Annotated in this window: 1 protein-coding gene; it reads left to right on the top strand. The window is 66.2% G+C overall.

Going from position 1 to position 698, the window contains the following annotated elements; translation table 11 throughout:
* Positions 1–698, top strand: a 698-nt coding sequence (locus HP546_RS30815) for a pyrimidine/purine nucleotide monophosphate nucleosidase domain-containing protein (RefSeq protein ID WP_172233809.1), incomplete at both ends; no start/stop codon positions are given.

Below are 698 nucleotides of genomic sequence, written 5' to 3'. Positions count from 1 at the left end.
GCCCACGCCAAGCAGCGGATGCACGGCAGCCGCTACCTGGGGCTGACCGAGCCGGGCATCATCGCGGCCGAGGCGCCCAACCCGATCGTCAATGAACTGGTGATCCTGCCGGACATCGAGAAGCGCCTGGAGGCCTTCGTGCGTGTCGGCCATGGCATCATCATCTTCCCCGGTGGCGCCGGTACGGCCGAGGAGTTCCTGTACCTGCTGGGCATCCTCATGCACCCGGACAACCGCGACCTGCCGTTCCCGGTGGTGCTCACCGGCCCGCGCAGCGCCGAGCCGTATCTGCAGCAGTTGCACGCGTTTGTCGGCGCCACCTTGGGCGAAGCGGCGCACCGCCTGTACGAAATCATCATCGACGACCCGGCGGAAGTTGCCCGGCAGATGGTCGAAGGCCTGAAAGCGGTGAAGCAGTTCCGCCGCGAGCGCAACGATGCCTTCCACTTCAACTGGCTGATGAAGATCGAGGAGAGCTTCCAACGCCCGTTCGACCCCACCCACCAGGCCATGGCCGACCTGCAGCTACGTCGCGAGCTGCCGCCCCATGAACTGGCCGCCAACCTGCGCCGGGCGTTCTCCGGGATTGTGGCAGGCAACGTCAAGGACAAGGGCATCCGCCTGATCGAAGAGCACGGGCCATATCAGATCCGTGGCGACAGCGCCGTACTGGACCCTCTGGGCCGGCTGTTGCAGGC

Source organism: Pseudomonas sp. CM25, from assembly GCF_013179705.1.
Lineage (GTDB): Bacteria > Pseudomonadota > Gammaproteobacteria > Pseudomonadales > Pseudomonadaceae > Aquipseudomonas.
Note: the sequence above shows the minus strand (reverse complement) of the source record. Positions and strands in the feature narration are given on the sequence as shown.